Source organism: Halomonas terrestris (genome assembly GCF_049166755.1).
In the GTDB taxonomy this organism is placed as follows: domain Bacteria; phylum Pseudomonadota; class Gammaproteobacteria; order Pseudomonadales; family Halomonadaceae; genus Halomonas.
On record NZ_JBMHFZ010000014.1, the window covers coordinates 68,332 to 84,632 of the forward strand.

Annotated in this window: 17 protein-coding genes and 5 tRNA genes; 15 read left to right on the forward strand and 7 right to left on the reverse strand. The window is 65.6% G+C overall.

Annotation, left to right across the window (positions count from 1 at the left end):
• Nucleotides 1–40 precede the first annotated feature (40 nt).
• Nucleotides 41–247, reverse strand: a complete 207-nt coding sequence (gene rmf, locus ACOMD9_RS13825; RefSeq protein ID WP_110283657.1) for a ribosome modulation factor — start codon at nucleotides 245–247, stop codon at nucleotides 41–43.
• A 277-nt stretch (nucleotides 248–524) separates the two neighbouring features.
• Between rmf and rlmKL the strand changes: the two genes are divergently transcribed.
• Both rlmKL and ACOMD9_RS13835 read left to right on the forward strand, forming a co-directional pair.
• Nucleotides 525–2,723, forward strand: a complete 2,199-nt coding sequence (rlmKL, locus tag ACOMD9_RS13830) for a bifunctional 23S rRNA (guanine(2069)-N(7))-methyltransferase RlmK/23S rRNA (guanine(2445)-N(2))-methyltransferase RlmL (RefSeq protein ID WP_421415896.1) — start codon at nucleotides 525–527, stop codon at nucleotides 2,721–2,723.
• Between the two features lie 187 nt (nucleotides 2,724–2,910).
• Nucleotides 2,911–3,258, forward strand: coding sequence for a glutaredoxin family protein (locus ACOMD9_RS13835; RefSeq protein WP_421415899.1), 348 nt, complete (start codon nucleotides 2,911–2,913; stop codon nucleotides 3,256–3,258).
• A gap of 96 nt (nucleotides 3,259–3,354) precedes the next feature.
• On the opposite strand, the gene ACOMD9_RS13840 is transcribed toward ACOMD9_RS13835, so the two are convergent.
• On the reverse strand, nucleotides 3,355–3,636 hold the full coding sequence (locus ACOMD9_RS13840; RefSeq protein ID WP_421415901.1) for a hypothetical protein: 282 nt from the start codon (nucleotides 3,634–3,636) through the stop codon (nucleotides 3,355–3,357).
• 91 nt (nucleotides 3,637–3,727) lie between these two features.
• Here ACOMD9_RS13840 and pdxB point away from each other — a divergent pair, with 91 nt between their 5' ends.
• Nucleotides 3,728–4,876, forward strand: coding sequence for a 4-phosphoerythronate dehydrogenase PdxB (gene pdxB / locus ACOMD9_RS13845; RefSeq protein ID WP_421415904.1), 1,149 nt, complete (start codon nucleotides 3,728–3,730; stop codon nucleotides 4,874–4,876).
• Nucleotides 4,877–4,948: 72 nt separating this feature from the next.
• On the opposite strand, the gene htpX is transcribed toward pdxB, so the two are convergent.
• From htpX to msrB, 4 genes are all read right to left on the reverse strand, one after another.
• A complete protein-coding gene (gene htpX / locus ACOMD9_RS13850) occupies nucleotides 4,949–5,854 on the reverse strand; it encodes a protease HtpX (RefSeq protein ID WP_421415907.1) in 906 nt (301 codons plus the stop codon).
• A gap of 154 nt (nucleotides 5,855–6,008) precedes the next feature.
• Nucleotides 6,009–7,238 (reverse strand): pyridoxal phosphate-dependent aminotransferase, encoded by a 1,230-nt coding sequence (locus ACOMD9_RS13855; protein WP_421415909.1) that lies wholly within the window; start codon nucleotides 7,236–7,238, stop codon nucleotides 6,009–6,011.
• A gap of 44 nt (nucleotides 7,239–7,282) precedes the next feature.
• Nucleotides 7,283–8,245, reverse strand: a complete 963-nt coding sequence (gene ylqF, locus ACOMD9_RS13860) for a ribosome biogenesis GTPase YlqF (protein WP_421415911.1) — start codon at nucleotides 8,243–8,245, stop codon at nucleotides 7,283–7,285.
• Nucleotides 8,246–8,324: 79 nt separating this feature from the next.
• Nucleotides 8,325–8,726 (reverse strand): peptide-methionine (R)-S-oxide reductase MsrB, encoded by a 402-nt coding sequence (gene msrB / locus ACOMD9_RS13865; protein ID WP_421415913.1) that lies wholly within the window; start codon nucleotides 8,724–8,726, stop codon nucleotides 8,325–8,327.
• A 192-nt stretch (nucleotides 8,727–8,918) separates the two neighbouring features.
• Here msrB and ACOMD9_RS13870 point away from each other — a divergent pair.
• The 4 genes from ACOMD9_RS13870 (at nucleotide 8,919) to ACOMD9_RS13885 (ending at nucleotide 9,468) form a co-directional block, all read left to right on the forward strand.
• Nucleotides 8,919–8,994 (forward strand) — tRNA-Glu (locus ACOMD9_RS13870).
• A 24-nt stretch (nucleotides 8,995–9,018) separates the two neighbouring features.
• Nucleotides 9,019–9,093: transfer RNA gene (locus ACOMD9_RS13875), tRNA-Gly, on the forward strand.
• A 196-nt stretch (nucleotides 9,094–9,289) separates the two neighbouring features.
• Nucleotides 9,290–9,365 (forward strand) — tRNA-Glu (locus tag ACOMD9_RS13880).
• A gap of 28 nt (nucleotides 9,366–9,393) precedes the next feature.
• Nucleotides 9,394–9,468, forward strand: a tRNA-Gly gene (locus ACOMD9_RS13885).
• Between the two features lie 34 nt (nucleotides 9,469–9,502).
• Here ACOMD9_RS13885 and ACOMD9_RS13890 read toward each other — a convergent pair.
• Nucleotides 9,503–10,069, reverse strand: coding sequence for a YIP1 family protein (locus ACOMD9_RS13890; RefSeq protein ID WP_421415916.1), 567 nt, complete (start codon nucleotides 10,067–10,069; stop codon nucleotides 9,503–9,505).
• A gap of 99 nt (nucleotides 10,070–10,168) precedes the next feature.
• Between ACOMD9_RS13890 and ACOMD9_RS13895 the strand changes: the two genes are divergently transcribed.
• From ACOMD9_RS13895 to ACOMD9_RS13930, 8 genes are all read left to right on the forward strand, one after another.
• Entirely contained in the window at nucleotides 10,169–10,600 is a 432-nt protein-coding gene (locus ACOMD9_RS13895; RefSeq protein WP_421415917.1) for a MarR family winged helix-turn-helix transcriptional regulator, read from the forward strand.
• 67 nt (nucleotides 10,601–10,667) lie between these two features.
• Nucleotides 10,668–11,630, forward strand: a complete 963-nt coding sequence (locus tag ACOMD9_RS13900; RefSeq protein ID WP_421415920.1) for an ABC transporter ATP-binding protein — start codon at nucleotides 10,668–10,670, stop codon at nucleotides 11,628–11,630.
• A complete protein-coding gene (locus ACOMD9_RS13905; protein WP_421415923.1) occupies nucleotides 11,627–12,400 on the forward strand; it encodes an ABC transporter permease in 774 nt (257 codons plus the stop codon). Before ACOMD9_RS13900 ends, ACOMD9_RS13905 begins: the two co-directional genes overlap by 4 nt.
• Nucleotides 12,397–13,233: an NADPH-dependent 7-cyano-7-deazaguanine reductase QueF gene (gene queF / locus ACOMD9_RS13910; protein WP_421415925.1), complete on the forward strand. Its 837-nt coding sequence runs from the start codon at nucleotides 12,397–12,399 to the stop codon at nucleotides 13,231–13,233. Before ACOMD9_RS13905 ends, queF begins: the two co-directional genes overlap by 4 nt.
• A gap of 120 nt (nucleotides 13,234–13,353) precedes the next feature.
• Complete coding sequence (locus ACOMD9_RS13915) at nucleotides 13,354–13,914, forward strand: nitroreductase family protein (protein WP_421415928.1); 561 nt, start codon at nucleotides 13,354–13,356, stop codon at nucleotides 13,912–13,914.
• A gap of 14 nt (nucleotides 13,915–13,928) precedes the next feature.
• The gene (locus ACOMD9_RS13920) at nucleotides 13,929–14,432 is read left to right on the forward strand and encodes a YiiD C-terminal domain-containing protein (RefSeq protein WP_421415930.1); all 504 of its coding nucleotides are present in this window, start codon (nucleotides 13,929–13,931) and stop codon (nucleotides 14,430–14,432) included.
• Nucleotides 14,433–14,550: 118 nt separating this feature from the next.
• Nucleotides 14,551–14,638, forward strand: a tRNA-Ser gene (locus ACOMD9_RS13925).
• Nucleotides 14,639–15,121: 483 nt separating this feature from the next.
• The gene (locus tag ACOMD9_RS13930) at nucleotides 15,122–16,294 is read left to right on the forward strand and encodes a transporter substrate-binding domain-containing protein (RefSeq protein ID WP_421415933.1); all 1,173 of its coding nucleotides are present in this window, start codon (nucleotides 15,122–15,124) and stop codon (nucleotides 16,292–16,294) included.
• The last annotated feature ends 7 nt before the right edge of the window (nucleotides 16,295–16,301 follow it).

Sequence of the window (16,301 nt, forward strand, 5' to 3'; positions counted from 1 at the left end):
TCGACGGCCGGTGAGGGAACCGTAAACGTGTGAGACGGGTTCACATCACCATGGGGTTCTTGTGTATGCCGGAGACACCTGTCATGCCGGACCAATGATCCCCACGACCTTCACGCCAACCGCTCATCCAGTATTCGCGAAGATTGATGTCCTGGCTCGGACAATCATCACGGGAACGACCTGAGATACCTGCCTTGTAGCCATGAATATAGGCGCGCTGGAAGCGATCACGTTTCTGTCGTTTCATTGGACTACCTCTTGAAAAGGTACCGGAGTGGGCCGACCGTCACGCAGGGACGACTGACCCGTTTCGATCCCCGGGCTATCCTGCCAACCAACCGGCCGAAGTGAGCCGGCTGTGCGACGGATGGGACCCGTTGACAGCAAACGCATGCGTTATTCAGTAGCTACTGACTCATTGATAGCGCAACGGGGTCGACGTTGTCGACCGTTGATTTGTAACATCCCGTTCACCCGGTCGACATGGCCGCGATCCGCCCCCTCGAGGGCCCGATGGACCTTTCATGACTGAGACACAAGCGACTGATTCGCTGGCATTCATTGCCACCTGCCCGAAGGGCATCGAACTCCTGCTCGCGGACGAGCTCGCCGGGCTCGGTGCCGACCCGGGCAAGACCACGGTGGCCGGGGTGCACTTCCGGGCCAGCGTCGCGGAGGCCTACCGCATCTGCCTCTGGTCGCGCCTGGCCAACCGGGTGGTGCTCTGCCTGGTGCGCGAGGAGGGCATCGAGACGCCGGAGCAACTGCGCCAGGCCGTCGCTGCGGTGGACTGGCGGGATCATCTGGGGCCCGGCGGGACCCTGGCGGTGGATTTTCACGGCCGTTCCGAGGCGATCCGCCATACCCGCTTCGGTGCCCAGACCGTCAAGGATGGCGTAGTGGAGCGACTCCTGGCCGAGGGCCGGCCGCGGCCCGATGTCGAACTGCGACATCCCGACCTGCGCCTCCATGCCAGCCTGCATCGCGGCCGGCTGACCCTGGGGGTGGACTTCTCGGGCGACAGCCTGCACCGCCGGGGCTATCGCCGCGACGTGGGGCACGCGCCGCTCAAGGAGAACCTGGCCGCGGCGCTGCTGGTGCGGGCCGGCTGGCCGGAGCTGGCCCGGCAGGGGGCGCCGCTGGTCGACCCGCTCTGTGGTGCCGGCACCCTGGCGATCGAGGCGGCCATGATGGCGGCCGACATGGCACCCAACCTGGCGCGGGAGCGTTTCGGCTTCCACGGCTGGGCGGGCCACGACGAGGCGACCTGGCGCGAGCTGAAGCGCGAGGCCGAGGCCCGGGCCAGCATCGGGCGAAAGCGCTGTCGCTCGCGCCTGTTCGGCTTCGACGAGAGTCCCCCGGCACTGGCCGCGGCTCGTGCCAATGCCATGCGCGCCGGGATTCCCGCGCTGATCGATTTCCGCGGTGCCTCGCTGGCCGAGCTGGCACGCCCCGAGGGCCTGCCCGCCGAGCCCCATGGCCTGGTGATCACCAACCCGCCCTATGGCGAGCGGCTGGGCGAGCTGCCGGAACTGGTCAGCCTCTATGGCCTGCTCGGTGAGCGGATACGGGAAGCCTTTCCCGGCTGGCGGCTGGCGGTGTTCACTGCCAACCCGGACCTGTGCCACCGCACCGGCCTTCGCGCCTACAAGCAGTACTCGCTGAAGAATGGCCCGCTGGATGCCCGCCTGCTGCTGCTGGCGATTCCCGCGGCCGACGACGCGCAGGCCGGGGCGGAGCCGGCCCCGCAACCCCGGCTCTCGAAGGGGGCGGAGATGTTCGCCAATCGCCTGGAGAAGAACCGCAAGCGGCTGAAGAAGTGGCTCAAGCAATCCGGCGAGAGCTGCTACCGGCTGTATGACGCCGACATGCCCGAGTACGCCCTGGCCATCGACGTCTATGGTCACCGGGTGCATGTCCAGGAGTATGCGCCACCGAAGACCATCGACGCCGACCAGGCCCAGAAGCGGCTGTTCGATGCCCTCACGGTGATCCCCGAAGTGCTCGGGGTGGCCCCGGCGGATGTGGTGGTCAAGCGCCGCGAGCGCCAGAGCGGCAAGGGGCAGTACCAGAAACAGGCGGCCAGCGGCGAGCGCTTCGAGGTGCGCGAGGGGCGGGCGCGGCTGTGGGTCAACCTCCGCGATTATCTCGATACCGGCCTGTTTCTCGACCATCGCCCGGTGCGGCGGATGCTGGGCGAGATGGCACCCGGCAAGCGCTTCCTCAACCTCTTCTGCTACACGGGTACCGCCACGGTCCAGGCGGCACTCGGCACCGGGGAAGCAGGAGGCGCGAGCGACAGCGTCAGCGTCGACCTCTCCAATACCTATCTGGAGTGGGCGCGGGACAACTTCACCCTCAATGGCCTCGACCCGGGTCGCCACCGGGTGGTGCGCGACGATTGCCTGCGCTGGCTGGAGACGGCCCGGGGGCAGTTCGACCTGATCTTTCTGGATCCGCCGACCTTCTCCAACTCCAAGAAGATGGAGGCCACCCTGGACGTTCAGCGTGATCACGGCCGCCTGGTGCGCCTGGCCATGGCACGCCTGGCCCCGGACGGCACCCTGGTGTTCTCCAACAACCAGCGGCGCTTCCAGCTCGATGCCGACCTCGCCGAACACTACGAGGTGAAGGACATCTCGAAGCGCACCTTCGACCCGGACTTCCAGAGACGCCCCGGTCTGCATCATGTCTTCCTGATCCGTCATCGGGAGGCGTCATGACAGGCGATCGCGAGTCGGGATCTTGCGTCAAGGTCACGCCTGTGGGGTCTGACCCCCGGGATTTCGAGGTTGGCGTGGCGTGTCCAGGCTGCCGACGCCTGTGGGGCACGGGGTCAGACCCCACAGGCTCCATCGATGCCGCTGACTGGTCACCACGGGCGACGCTGATTCGCCACCGGGAGGCGTCATGATCCGGTTGAGGCTCTATACCACCCTGGGCTGCCATCTCTGCACGCAGCTGGAGGCGCTGCTGGTGACGCTGTGCTCATGCGAGTACCGTCTCGAGCGGGTCGAGATCAGCGAGGACGATACCCTGGTCGAGCGCTACGGGGTGCGCATCCCGGTGCTGGTGGACGAGGTCGGCGAGGAGCTCGACCGCGGCTTCGAGGCGCCGCGGCTGGCCGCGTGGCTGGCCGAGAGGGGCTGGCTGGATGACGCCGCCTGGCAGGCCCTGCAGCGGCAGCTCGATGGAGGCACTGGGCCCGGCGAGGCGAAGGGGGCGGTGATGCGCGGCGGAAGGCGTTACCTGGGGTGACCCGGCTGCGCCGGGAGCCTGAAGCCCCAAGCTTGAAGCTGTAGGAGAACACCATCGCCACTGGCCAGGTGGGTGGCAACGTCTCGTCTTACGGCTTCACGGCGTATCCAGCAGCGACAGCTGGCTGATGGCGTCGCGTCCCTCGGCGGACTCGGCCTCCACTTCCAGCACCTTGCGAAAGCCCCGTGAGGCCTGGATGGTGGCCTCGTCGCCGAGCCACATCATCGCCTGGGCGTGGTCATCGGCCAGGCGGTGCTTGAGCCCCCCGAACTGGGTGCCGATCTGCCCCCAGGCACGGCTGAAGATCCAGTCACCGAACATGTCCTGATGGACATGTACCAGCACATAGTCATGGTCGGTTTCCCAGCGAACGATCATCGAAGCTCCCGCAGTGCTCTGTGCCGGGCATGGCGGCAGAGTGGTATGGTGTGGCGTATTGTAATTCCTTGCCGGAGCCGAACAAGCCGTCATGAAGATTCTTGTCGATGCCAACGTGCCCGCCGCGGATGCCAGTCTCGGGACGCTGGGCGAGGTGGTCCGCCTGCCGGGGCGCGAGATCGATGCCGCCGCCCTGCACGACGTCGATGCCCTGGTGGTGCGCTCCATCACCCGGGTCGACGAGGCGCTGCTGGCAGAGGCTTCGCGGCTGCGTTTCGTGGGCACCTGCACCATCGGCACCGACCATGTCGACCGGTCCGCGCTGGAGGCCAGGGGCATCGCCTTCGCCAGTGCCCCCGGCTGCAATGCCGAGGCGGTGGTCGACTACGTGCTCGGCAGCCTGCTGACCCTCGCGGAGCGCCAGGGCTGGCAGCTGGCCGAGCGGCGTGTCGGCGTCGTCGGGGCGGGTAACGTCGGCGGCCGCCTGCTCGGCCGGCTCCAGGGGCTGGGGATCGACTGCCTGGCCTGTGACCCGCCCCGTGCGGAACGGGAAGGGCCGCAGGGCTTCGTCGACCTGGCGACGCTGATCGGCGAGTGCGATGTGGTCTGCCTGCACACTCCCCTGGTCGCCGAGGGCCCCCATGCCACCCACCACCTGCTCGATGCCGAGCGGATCGCCGAGCTGGCGCCGGGCACGGTATTGCTCAACGCCGGACGGGGCGACTGCATCGACGGCCAGGCGCTGCGTCAGCGGCTGGCGGGGCAGGGTGATATCACCGCGGTACTCGATGTCTGGGAGAACGAGCCCGGCATCGACGCCGCCCTGCACGACCTGGCGGCGATCGCCACCCCCCATGTCGCCGGCTACAGCCTCGACGGCAAGCTGCGCGGGACCCATCAGGTCTATCGGGCGCTGTCCCGGCATCTCGGCCTGCCGACGCGAGTGGGCCTCGCCGACCTGCTGCCGCCGCCCCCCGTGTCGCGACTGGTGCTGCAGGGCGGACTCGAGCGCGAGGAGACGCTGCGACTCTGTGCCCGCACGGTCTACGATGTTCGCCGTGACCACGATAGCCTGCTGCGGGAATCACGCCGCCAGGGCATGGCGAAGGGATTCGATGCCTGCCGGGCCGGTTACCCCCTGCGCCGCGAGTTCGCCACCCTGGAGGTGGTGCTTGGCGCAGAAGGGGCCGAACCGGGGACACTGCTGGCCGGGGCGGGTTTCCGAGTGAGTCGGGGCTGATTTCGCTTCACCCGATGCACCAACGCAAGCGGGCCCGCCATTGGCGGGCCCGCTTGCGTTGGGGAGTGGGCATCACTGCCGGTAGGCGGCCTCCTTCAGGGCGCGGATGCGATCGTCCAGCGGGGGGTGGCTGGCGAACAGGCGCTCCATCAGCGAGCGGGTCTGGCCCTTGGTGATGGCCATGGCGCGCAGGGTGTCCGGCATCTGGTCGGGCATCTCGGTCTCGGCCTTGAGCCGGGCCAGGGCGTTGATCATGGCCCCGGAGCCGGCGAGCTGGGCGCCGGCGGCATCGGCACGGTACTCGCGGAAGCGCGAGAACCAGGCGACGATCGCCGAGGCGATGATGCCGAACACGATCTCGGCGACGATCACCACCGCGAAGTAGCCCATGAAGCCCAGGCCCCCGGCGCCGTCGCTGCGGCTCCTGAGGAACTGGTCGACCAGGTGGGCCACCACCCGGGCGAAGAACATCACGAAGGTGTTCACCACGCCCTGGATCAGCGCCAGGGTCACCATGTCGCCGTTGGCCACGTGGCCGATCTCGTGGGCCAGCACCGCGCGCACCTCCTCCGGGCGCATGCGATTGAGCAGGCCGGCGGAGACCGCCACCAGGGCGTCGTCCTTGTTCCAGCCGGTGGCGAAGGCGTTGGACTGCTGGGCCGGGAAGATCCCCACCTCGGGGGTCTTGATGCCGGCGTCGCGGGCGAGCTCCTCGACGGTATCGAGCAGCCACTTCTCGGTGGCATTGGACGGCTGTTCGATCACCACGGTGCCGGTGCCGCGCTTGGCCATCCACTTGGAGATGAACAGCGAGATCATCGACCCGGCCATGCCGAACACGAAGCAGAAGATCAGCAGGGCATTGAAGTTCATGCCCTGGCCGCGCAGGTAGCCCTCGACCCCCAGCAGTCGCAGGGTGATGCTGGCGACGATGATCACCGCCAGGTTGGTGCCCAGGAAGAGCAGGATTCTCATCATGTTGCGGGTTCTCCAGTGGTCATCGGTATGGGGTGGGCCGCCCCTCGGGCGGCCTGTAGAAGCTGTTGCTTAGATACGGCCTGAGCGGCCGGGTTTCAAGCGGTCGGCAGATCATGGCCGCTGCGACGCAATGGCGCGGTTCACGGCCGCCGGATCATTGGCGATAGCGCGACAGGAAGCGGGCGAAGCGGTCCAGGGCGTCCTCGAGCTGATCGGCCCAGGGCAGGGTGACGATGCGCACGTGGTCGGGGTCCGGCCAGTTGAAGGCGGTGCCCTGGACCAGCAGGATCTTCTCCTGCAGCAGCAGGTCGAGCACCAGCTGCTGGTCGTCCTGGATGTTGAAGACCTTCGGGTCCAGCTTCGGAAAGGCGTAGAGCGCGCCCTTCGGCTTGACGCAGGAGACCCCGGGGATGGCGTTGAGCTTGTCGAAGGTGATGTCGCGTTGGGCGAGCAGGCGCCCGCCGGGCAGGATCAGGTCGTTGATCGACTGGTAGCCGCCGAGTGCGGTCTGGATGGCGTGCTGGGCCGGCACGTTGGCGCACAGGCGCATCGAGGCCAGCATGGTCAGGCCCTGGATGAAGTCGTCGGCACGCTGCTTGGCGATCTGGCCCGAGAGGATCATCCAGCCGGAGCGGAAGCCGGCACAGCGGTAGCTCTTGGAGAGCCCGTTCATGGTCACCACCAGCTGGTCCTCGGAAGCCAGCGCCCCGGTGGAGACGTGCTCGACGCCGTCGTAGAGGATCTTGTCGTAGATCTCGTCGGAGAACACCACCAGGTCGTGCTCGCGGGCGATGTCGAGGAGTTCCCGGACCACCTCCGGCGGGTAGACGGCCCCGGTGGGGTTGTTGGGGTTGATGATCACGATGGCGCGAGTATGGCCGGTCACCTTGGCGCGGATATCGTCCAGGTCCGGCGCCCAGTCGGCCTGCTCGTCGCACAGGTAGTGGACGGCATGGCCGCCGGAGAGGTTGGCGGCGGCGGTCCACAGCGGGTAGTCGGGCGCGGGGATCAGCACCTCGTCGCCGTCGTTGAGCAGCGCCTGCATGGCCATCACGATCAGCTCCGACACGCCGTTGCCGATGTAGATGTCCTCGATGCCGACGTTGGGTATGTCCTTGCGCTGGCACTCCTGCATGATCGCCTTGCGCGCCGAGTAGAGCCCCTTGGAGTCGCAGTAGCCCTGGGCGGTGGGCAGGTTGCGCATCACGTCCTGGAGGATCTCCTCGGGCGCCTCGAAGCCGAACGGCGCCGGGTTGCCGATGTTCAGCTTGAGGATGCGCTGGCCTTCCTCTTCCAGGCGCTTGGCGTGTTCGAGCACCGGGCCGCGGATGTCGTAGCAGACGTTGTGGAGCTTGTGCGATTTCCGGATCGGGGTGGTGTCCATGTGTTCCAGTGTCCAGGCAGGCGTTTGCGGATACGTGCGTGTGATTATGCGGGGTCGCCGGGTCGGGGGCCATCCTCATCGGCCACGGTCGGCTCGGGCTCGGGAATGTCCGCCGGGGTCTCCAGGGTCAGGCGGCCGAGCTTGCCGTCGCGCAGTTCGTGAAGCAGCACCTCGGACCCGCGGTGCAGGTCGACCTCGCCGCCCGGGCGCAGGCCACCGCGCTTGCCGGCGATCTCGGCGAGTATCGCGTGGCCGTCGAAGCCGGACCGGGCCAGCAGGTCGACCCGCGCCGGGCCGTCGGCCTCGACGCGCTCCGCCTCGGGGTTCGGCGCATAGGCCGGCAGCGCCTTGAGCTTGTAGCGCGCCTTGAGCGCCTCGGGGTAGCGACGGGCCAGCTCGGCGGCGGTGACCACCGCCACGTCGACATAGTCGATGGCTGTGTCGCGGATGGCGCCGCTGGCGGCCAGGCGGTAGGCGCTGGCCTGGTCCTCGATCTTGGGCCACAGCACCCCGGGGGTGTCGGTCAGCGCCACGCGTCCGCCGATGCGCACCTTCTGCTGGCGCTTGGTCACCGCGGGCTCGTTGCCGGTCTTGGCGATGGTGCGCCCGGCCAGGCCGTTGATCAGGGTCGACTTGCCCACGTTGGGGATGCCCATGACCATCACCCGTACGTCGCGATCGGCGCGCACCTGGCCGGCCAGCTCGTGGCACAGCCTGGGGATGCGCTTCAGCTCCCGGGCATTGGTGGTGGTCACGGCCAGGGCGCGCATGTCCGGCTGGGCGTCGAAGTGGGCAACCCACTCCTGGGTGCGCTCCGGGTCGGCCAGGTCGGCCCGCGAGAGGATCTTGAGCACCGGCTTGTGCCGGGTCAGCTCGGCGAGCATGGGGTTGGCGCTGGAGTAGGGGAGTCGGGCGTCGAGCACCTCGATCACCACGTCGATCTCCGGTAGCGCCTCCGTGATCTGGCGGCGCGCCTTGTTCATGTGTCCCGGGTACCAGCCGAGCATCGAGCCTCTCCTGCGAGCCTGAATGAAAAAGGCGACCATCATACCAGACGGTCGCCCGTTTCAGCTCCGGGGCGCTCGACTACTCGCCGGCATGAAACTGGATGGCCACCGAGTTGATGCAGTAGCGCAGGCCGGTAGTGTCGGGTGGGCCGTCCGGGAAGACATGGCCCAGGTGGGCATCGCAGCGGGCGCAGGTGACCTCGGTGCGCTGCATGCCGTGGGAGGTGTCCGGCTGTTCCGCGATGCAGCTGGATACCAGCGGGCGGTCGAAGCTGGGCCAGCCACAGCCGGCATCGAACTTGTGCTCGTTCTCGAACAGCGGGGCATTGCAGCATACGCAGTGATAGATGCCGTGCTCGTCACTGACCCGATGGTCGCCACTGAAGGGACGCTCGGTGCCTTTCTCGCGGGTCACGTGATACTGCTCAGGGGTCAACTGCTCGCGCCACTCGGTGTCGCTTCTCTCGATCTTCCTTCGCATGGCGTCTCTCCTGGTCTGGTCAGGGGCGTCATCGGCCATCGGGCCGATGCCTTCATTGTGGCACCATCCACCCCCTGTCATGCCAGGGGATTTCCGTCGCTCGTCACGCCGGGTCAACGTGCCCGGCAGCATGCTTGACAGCTTTATGGCGCCTCAGTAACATACGCGCCACCTCGACGAGCCGAGACATGCGTCCCATTCGTCTAGTGGTCCAGGACACCGCCCTTTCACGGCGGGAACAGGGGTTCGAACCCCCTATGGGACGCCACTCGACTCATCAAGGTGCCGGAGTGCGGGAATAGCTCAGTGGTAGAGCATCGCCTTGCCAAGGCGAGGGTCGCGAGTTCGAATCTCGTTTCCCGCTCCAGTTTCGGTACTTCCACTACGGTGGAGGGGTAGGAGAACGAGGGTCGCGAGCCGGTGCGCCGGTCCGATCGAATCACGTTATCCCACCCAGTTTCGGTACTTCCACTACGGTGGAGGGGTAGGAAAGAGAGGGTCGCGAGCTGGTGCGCCAGCCCGGCTGATGGCAGCCCCATCGATCTCGTTTCCCGCTCCAATGTGTCCCATTCGTCTAGTGGCCCAGGACACCGCCCTTTCACGGCGGGAACAGGGGTTCGAACCCCCTATGGGACGCCACTTCGCTCGCATTTGCGGCACCAGACAAGCGGGAATAGCTCAGTGGTAGAGCATCGCCTTGCCAAGGCGAGGGTCGCGAGTTCGAATCTCGTTTCCCGCTCCAGTCGCGCCTCCCCCCCCCGGTATCCGCCTTCCTCTCAGTATGCCCAGACGATCGCCATCAGCAGCCCCCAGGCGAGAACGCCGGCTGCCATGATGGTATAGGTCGCCGACATCGCTGCCACGTCGTTGTCCCGCCGCTGACACAGGGCCTGCAGCCCGTGGTAGATCAGGCTGCACGAGATGCCCAGCGCCACCAGTACGGCCAGCGCATTGAGCAGCAGGCTGGGAATGGCCAGCACCAGGGCGGACGACCACAGTGGCAGCGGGGCCAGGGCCGCAATCAGGTAGGCATCGTGATAGTTGATCGACATCTCGGCCTGGGCGTTGACGACCGAATGAATCAGCCAGCCCATGACGAAGAAGGTCAGCAGTTCCGCCAGGAACAGGATGGTGGTGATATGCCGCCAGGGGCGATCGGCAAAGCCCGGGGCGAAGTCGTCGCCGTAGTGGGTGCCGGCGTAGTAGAGCATCAGTGGCGGCAGCAGGGACATGGGCACCACGATCAGCCAGGCGAGGGCGGGAGTCGATAGTGGCCTCTGCTGGAGCTGCTTCCAGCCGGCGACCCTGGAGAAGGGCAGGCCGAGGATGGTGGAGACATTCATGGGGTACCTCCCGTGGCATGCCATTCGTGGCCTGTGATCATTTATATCATGTTATGATATTTACTAGTTCCCGTACTCGTATCTGTCAAGGAGGCCGCCATGTCCAGTTCTGGTGACCCGTGCCCCGATGTCCTGACCAAGCAGGATTTCGAGCGGCTTTCCCATTTCCGCTATCGGCTTCGCTGCTTCCAGCGCCATAGTGAGGATATCTGTCGCGAACATGGGCTCACCTCGTTGCAGTACCAGTTGCTGCTGCATCTCAGGGGGTTCGCGAGGAGTGAGTGGGCCACGGTGGGGGAGCTGGCCGAACGGCTGCAGGCCAAGCACCACGGCACCGTGGCGCTGGTCGGCCGCTGCGAGGAGGCGGGACTGGTCGAGCGCCGCCCCGGCCGGGCGGACCGCCGGCGCATGGAGGTGCATCTGCTCGAGAAGGGGGCGCGCCTGGTGGAGCGCGTCGCCGCCCTGCACCAGCCGGAACTTCGCCATCTCCAGGAGGAGTTCCACCTGCCGGGCTGGGAGGGCGAACCTTGAAGTTTCCGCCTCCACCCCAATGTCATGGGGCTCTTTCGATGATATTGCTCAACCGACGGGATCGCTCATGGCCGAACCGGCACTGTCCATTCGTGGCCTGACCAAGGTCTACGCCAATGGCTTCCAGGCCCTCAAGGGCATCGACCTCGACGTCGCCGAGGGCGACTTCTTCGCCCTGCTGGGGCCCAATGGCGCCGGCAAGTCCACCACCCTGGGGGTGGTCTGCTCGCTGGTGCAGAAGTCCGAGGGCCGGGTATCGATCTTCGGTATCGACATCGACCGCGACTTTGCTCGCGCCAAGTACCATCTGGGCGTGGTCCCCCAGGAGTTCAACTTCAACCAGTTCGAGAAGGTCATCGACATCGTGCTGGCCCAGGCCGGCTACTACGGCATGCCCCGGCGCGAGGCCCTGCCGCGGGCCGAGCAGTTGCTGCGCGACCTGGGGCTGTGGGACAAGCGCAACGGCAGCGCGCGCATGCTCTCCGGCGGCATGAAGCGCCGGCTGATGATCGCCCGGGCCCTGATGCACCGGCCGAGGCTGTTGATCCTCGACGAGCCCACCGCCGGCGTCGACATCGAACTGCGCCGCAGCATGTGGGAGTACATGCGCCGCATCAACCGCGAGGAGGGCACCACCATCATCCTCACCACCCACTACCTCGAGGAGGCCGAGAGCCTCTGTCGCAACGTGGCGATCATCAACCATGGCGAGATCATCCGGAACACCAGCGTGCGCGAGCTGCTGGCCGAGCTGGATACCGAGACCTTCCTGCTCGACCTGGCACACCCGGTGACGGAGGTGCCGGTGATCGAGGGCTTCGAGGTCCGGCAGGTGGACAACGCCCAGCTGGCGGTGGTGGTGCACCGTGGCCAGCGCATGAACGACATCTTCACCGCCCTGGGCGAGCAGGGCATCCAGGTGGTTTCCATGCGTAACCGTGCCAACCGGCTCGAGGAGATGTTCGTCTCCATGGTGGAGCAGGGCAACAGCGACAGGGCCACTGCCGAGGCAGCGGAGGCGCGCACATGACCCCCACCCAGATCGCCATCGCCCTCTGGACCCTGGTGCACAAGGAGATCAAGCGTTTCACGCGGATCTGGCCGCAGACCCTGCTGCCGCCCTCGATCACCATGACCATGTACTTCATCATCTTCGGCAACCTGATCGGCTCGCGCATCGGCCAGATGGACGGCTTCAGCTACATGGACTTCATCGTCCCCGGGCTGATCATGATGGCGGTGATCACCAACAGCTACTCCAACGTGGCATCGTCCTTCTTCTCCAACAAGTTCCAGCGCTCCATCGAGGAGATGATGGTCTCGCCGATGCCCAACTGGGTAATCCTGCTCGGCTTCGTGCTGGGCGGCATGGCTCGCGGCCTGGGCGTCGGCCTGATCGTCACCGTCGTCTCGCTGTTCTTCACCCGCATCAGCGTGGCGCATCCCCTGCTGACCATCGGCGTGGTGGTGCTCACCTCGGCGCTGTTCTCCATCGGCGGCTTCATCAACGCGCTGCTGGGCAAGAAGTTCGACGACATCTCCATCGTGCCTACCTTCATCCTCACGCCGCTGACCTACCTGGGCGGGGTCTTCTACTCGATCTCGCTGCTGCCGGCCCTCTGGCAGGGCGTGTCGATGCTCAACCCCATCCTCTACATGGTCAACGTCTTCCGCTACGGCTTCCTCGGCGTCTCCGACATCCCGGTGGGCTGGGCGCTGGCCGCCATCCTCGCCTTCATCGCCGTGCTGTTCACCATCGCCCTGTGGATGCTGGAGCATGGCAAGGGGATCCGCTCATGAGCCATCACCGTCCCGACACCCTCGAGCATGCCCCCCTGGGGCGCGAGTCCGCCTATCCGGAACACTACGATGCCGGACTGCTCTATCCCATTGCCCGCGCCGCCAACCGCGTGCCGCTGGGCATCGAGGAGGGCGCGCTGCCCTTCGTCGGCGAGGATGAGTGGCATGCCTTCGAGGTCTCCTGGCTCAATACCCGCGGCAAGCCGCTGGTGGCCGTGGCGAGGTTCCGCCTGCCGGCGGATTCGCCCAACCTGATCGAGTCCAAGTCCTGGAAGCTCTATCTCAACGGCTTCAACCAGACCCGTTTCGAGAGCCGTGAGCGGGTGATCGAGGTGCTGGAACGCGACCTGGCGGCAGCCGCCGGGGCACCCGTCGCCGTCGAGCTGCTCGACGTGGACGACGCGGCACTCGCCCCGCGCCGGCTGCCCGGTGAGTGCCTGGACGACCTGGACATCGAGGTCAGCGACTACACGCCCAGCCCCGAGCACCTGCGGGTGGGTGACGAGATCGTCGAGGAGACGCTCCATTCCCACCTGCTCAAGTCCAACTGCCCGGTCACCGGCCAGCCCGACTGGGGCAGCGTGTTGATCCGCTATCGCGGGCCCAGGCTCGACCGCGAGGGATTGCTGCGCTACCTGATCGGCTATCGTCAGCATCAGGACTTCCACGAACACTGCGTCGAGCACATCTTCACCGACCTGATGACCCGGGCCCGGCCCGAGCGACTGCTGGTGCTGGCACGCTATGTCCGGCGTGGCGGTCTCGATATCAGCCCCTGGCGCGGCACCCCCGGTGAACACCCCCCGGCACCGCTGCGCCTGGCGCGACAGTAGCGCCACGGGCCCGCCGCGCCCGACCGGTCGTGGCACGAGTGCCGGGATTTTGCAGCAGGGCGGTGTCAAGTCCGCGGGCTGCTGGGGTAAAGTGCCGACAACACCTCAAAGGAGAGCGACATGGACGCGATGACGTTGCTGCACGAACGCAGCTCCATGGGCAAGCTGACGGGCCCGCCTCCCGGCCCGGAACAGCTCGAGGCCATCTACCGAGCGGCGCTGCGTGCCCCCGACCACAAGGAACTGCGTCCCTGGCGCTTCATCGAGTTCTCCGGGGAGGGGCTCTCGCGACTTGGCGAGCTGTTCGCGGAAGCCGAATTCCGCGAGAATCCACACAGCGAGGACTCGGCCCTGGATGCCGCACGCAAGAAACCGCTGCGTGCCCCCATGATCATCGCCGTGATCGCCAGGGTCACTCCCGATAATCCCAAGGTGCCGAAGATCGAACAGGTGATCTCCGCCGGCTGCGCCGCTCACGGCATCCTGCTGGCGGCCCATGCCCAGGGGCTCGGCGCCATGTGGCGCAGCGGCAAGTACGCCTTCGACCCCACCGTGCGCAAGGGCCTGGGGCTGGACGAGGATGACGAGGTGGTGGCCTTCGTCTACCTGGGGCATCTCGCCGGGCGGCACAAGCCTGTGGCAGAGCATGCGATCGACGATTTCGTCGAGCGCTGGACCTGAACGAGGAACTGAAGATGCGTGAGATCGGTATTTCCCACCCCCGCCTGCCGCTGCCGGCTCCCGGGCGCGAGGACAACCCCGCACTGTTCCTGGAATGGCTCGGCGAGGCCATCCCGCTGGTCGAGCACCTGGGTATCCGCGAGATGCGGCGCGACGAGGAGAAGTTGATCTGGGAGCTGGACCTGGCCCCCAGCCTCAACGACAAGGGCACCGGCTTCGGTGGGGCACTCGCCGCCCAGGCCACGCTGCTGGGCTGGTGCTGGACGACCCTCTGGCTGCGCCGGCACAGCATGGCCCGTGACGTGGTGGTGGCCGAGGCAAGCCAGCGCTTTCTGGCCCCGGTCACCGGCGACTATCGGATGGTCTGCATGCCCGAGCGCGAGGATGGCTCCGTCAAGCTGGCCGAAGGGCTCACCGGCCGTGGCAAGGGGCGCATCACCCTGCTGCAGCAGCTCTGGTGCGACGACACCCTCTGTCTCGAAGCCAGCGGCGACTATGCCGTGCTGCCCGGCGCGTGACGAAAAACCGGCTTGCAATCGCGCACTTAAGCCGTTAGCATATGCGCCGTTCTAGAGGAGAAGACGGCGACGCCACGCACAGTGCCGAGCGGTCATTTCGAATCGAGAACCACAATGCGGAGGGGTGTCCGAGTGGTCGAAGGAGCACGCCTGGAAAGTGTGTAAGTCGAAAGGCTTCGAGGGTTCGAATCCCTCCCCCTCCGCCACGAGATTATGAAGGCGAATCAACACTTACGTTGATTCGCCTTCTTCGTTTTTGGTGCTTGGGAGCGGTTTTGGGAACAAGCCTGGGAACGGCCAGAGCTCCAGGAGCTTCTCGACCATGGGGGAGGCGCCCCCTGTTGTCGGCGTGAATCCGCTTTCCGTAACGGCACGGCTCATACACCTAACGGGGCGCCGACTCCTTCTTCCAGAAGATAAAGGCACCGTTTCCTGGTGAGGCACGGCGAACCCGAGAAATGGGGAAACCGATGGTGCTGAAGCGTGTCGCGGTGCCGTGGTGTTGACAAGCCGGAGACTTAAGGCTAAACATGAAGTCAAAGGGCGGAGGCGCTTCGATTTAAGTCCGTGATTTTCGCCCATGGACTCGCTGATGAGTCCACTATCACAGGAGCACAGAGGCTCCCTGACCAGCGGCTCGCTTGATGAGCCGGAGGCAGGGGCCTTTTTTTTTGGAGGCACGGTTAATCATGGGACGATTGCGTTCCGCCGACGCATGGGTCGTGGGAATCCTCTTCTCTCGGACTGGAGTGACTTCAGTCATCGAGAATTCCCAGTTCAACGGCGCGCTGCTGGCGATTGAGGAGATCAATGAATCCGGCGGAATTCATGGACGTCGAATCGAGCCGATCTGCTACGATCCCGCGTCAGTGGTAAGTCGCTATGGAGAGCTGGCAGAGCGTCTCCTCGCGGAAGATGGCGTCAATGTCATTTTCGGCTGTTATATGTCTTCGACCCGGAAAGAAGTGCTGCCCATCATCGAGCGGCGCAATGCACTTTTCTTCTATCCGACCCTGTATGAAGGGTTCGAGTATTCATCCAATGTCATTTACAGCGGTGCCGTTCCCAATCAGAACAGCGTCCCCTTGGCAAGCTACCTCCTGGAAAACTACGGGAGCCGTTTCTACTTCGTCGGCTCGGATTATATCTACCCCCGAGAGTCCAATCGTGTCATGCGCAATATCCTGCGTCAGGGAGGCGGAGAAGTCGTGGGCGAGCGCTATGTCTCGCTGGAAGCTGGAGAAGATGATTTTTCCAACGTGCTGGATGAGATCGCGTCCCTGGCTCCCGACGCTATCTTTTCCACTGTGGTCGGTACTGGCACGGTGAACTTCTATCGCGCTTATCTGAAAGCGACCAATGGGAACAAGCATGCTCCCATTGCAAGTCTCACCACCAATGAGGCCGAGGTGGCGGAGATGGGGGCAGAGGCAGCGGCTGGTCACATCACTGCCGCGCCTTATTTCCGGAACATCAAATCTGAGGCCAATAGCCGCTTTCTCGAGCGCTACTACAAGCGCTTCGGGACCGTCGATACAGTAACTAGCTGCTGTGAAGCGGCCTACTTCCAGATGCACCTTTTCGCCAATGCGCTACGCTTGACCGGCTGCATGGATACCGATCATTTGCGTGAGGCCCTGCGCGAAGCCGAGTTCGACGCCCCGCAGGGACGAGTGAAGATCGATCCTGATAATAACCATACCTACCTGCATTCACGAATCGCGAAGCTGGATGAGCAAGGGGAATTCGCCGTTGAGCTGGAGGTCAGACGTCCGATCAAGCCTGATCCCTACCTGGTGGTGCCAGCGCTCAACGACTGGAACTTCAGGCTCATGCCACTGAAGCAGGGTTTGGGCAACTAACCGGGAG

Excerpts from the sequence above, each read along its gene's own strand:
- rmf (WP_110283657.1), bottom strand. The coding sequence starts at position 247 with ATGAAACGACAGAAACGTGATCGCTTCCAGCGCGCCTATATTCATGGC.
- rlmKL (WP_421415896.1), top strand. The coding sequence starts at position 525 with ATGACTGAGACACAAGCGACTGATTCGCTGGCATTCATTGCCACCTGC.
- ACOMD9_RS13835 (WP_421415899.1), top strand. The coding sequence starts at position 2,911 with ATGATCCGGTTGAGGCTCTATACCACCCTGGGCTGCCATCTCTGCACG.
- ACOMD9_RS13840 (WP_421415901.1), bottom strand. The coding sequence starts at position 3,636 with ATGATCGTTCGCTGGGAAACCGACCATGACTATGTGCTGGTACATGTC.
- pdxB (WP_421415904.1), top strand. The coding sequence starts at position 3,728 with ATGAAGATTCTTGTCGATGCCAACGTGCCCGCCGCGGATGCCAGTCTC.
- htpX (WP_421415907.1), bottom strand. The coding sequence starts at position 5,854 with ATGATGAGAATCCTGCTCTTCCTGGGCACCAACCTGGCGGTGATCATC.
- ACOMD9_RS13855 (WP_421415909.1), bottom strand. The coding sequence starts at position 7,238 with ATGGACACCACCCCGATCCGGAAATCGCACAAGCTCCACAACGTCTGC.
- ylqF (WP_421415911.1), bottom strand. The coding sequence starts at position 8,245 with ATGCTCGGCTGGTACCCGGGACACATGAACAAGGCGCGCCGCCAGATC.
- msrB (WP_421415913.1), bottom strand. The coding sequence starts at position 8,726 with ATGCGAAGGAAGATCGAGAGAAGCGACACCGAGTGGCGCGAGCAGTTG.
- ACOMD9_RS13890 (WP_421415916.1), bottom strand. The coding sequence starts at position 10,069 with ATGAATGTCTCCACCATCCTCGGCCTGCCCTTCTCCAGGGTCGCCGGC.
- ACOMD9_RS13895 (WP_421415917.1), top strand. The coding sequence starts at position 10,169 with ATGTCCAGTTCTGGTGACCCGTGCCCCGATGTCCTGACCAAGCAGGAT.
- ACOMD9_RS13900 (WP_421415920.1), top strand. The coding sequence starts at position 10,668 with ATGGCCGAACCGGCACTGTCCATTCGTGGCCTGACCAAGGTCTACGCC.
- ACOMD9_RS13905 (WP_421415923.1), top strand. The coding sequence starts at position 11,627 with ATGACCCCCACCCAGATCGCCATCGCCCTCTGGACCCTGGTGCACAAG.
- queF (WP_421415925.1), top strand. The coding sequence starts at position 12,397 with ATGAGCCATCACCGTCCCGACACCCTCGAGCATGCCCCCCTGGGGCGC.
- ACOMD9_RS13915 (WP_421415928.1), top strand. The coding sequence starts at position 13,354 with ATGGACGCGATGACGTTGCTGCACGAACGCAGCTCCATGGGCAAGCTG.
- ACOMD9_RS13920 (WP_421415930.1), top strand. The coding sequence starts at position 13,929 with ATGCGTGAGATCGGTATTTCCCACCCCCGCCTGCCGCTGCCGGCTCCC.
- ACOMD9_RS13930 (WP_421415933.1), top strand. The coding sequence starts at position 15,122 with ATGGGACGATTGCGTTCCGCCGACGCATGGGTCGTGGGAATCCTCTTC.